Annotated in this window: 1 protein-coding gene; it reads left to right on the forward strand. The window is 63.3% G+C overall.

The features are described from left to right. Positions 1-97 precede the first annotated feature (97 nt). The gene (locus SB660_RS19040; protein WP_410583777.1) at positions 98-373 is read left to right on the forward strand and encodes a hypothetical protein; all 276 of its coding nucleotides are present in this window, start codon (positions 98-100) and stop codon (positions 371-373) included. The last annotated feature ends 74 nt before the right edge of the window (positions 374-447 follow it).

Raw genomic sequence — 447 nt, forward strand, 5'->3', positions numbered from 1 at the left:
GGGAAGGGCTCACGCGCTCCGCGTGATGCGGCCGGGCGACTGGCGCACACTGAGGCGACGCTCGCTATCACGTGGCACTAGCCGATAGCCTCGGGCGGTGGATGAATCCCTCGCTAACGTTGCCCGGTTCCTTTTCGTCTTCGGTGCGGTGCTGGCCGTCGGAGGCCCCGCTATCGCTGTGACGCGGCGAATCCTGGCATACCGCCGAGCGAAGAACTATGAAGGATCCTTCGGCGACTTCGACGCGATGATCGACCCGGAGAGGGTGCGCTCGACGGCGATGGGTGAGGCCGCTTGGGGCATCACCGAGTTCTTCATGATCGGACTGGGCGTGCTGTCAGCGACCGTCGCGAGCATCATCCTCATCCCCTGAGTCACTCAACGCTCACACTTCCGCAGCACTAACCGATACGCTCTGACGGTCAGCTAAGCCTAGGAGTGTCGCAT

This window comes from Bacillus sp. SIMBA_005, assembly GCF_046535585.1.
GTDB classification, from domain to species: domain Bacteria; phylum Bacillota; class Bacilli; order Bacillales; family Bacillaceae; genus Bacillus; species Bacillus pumilus.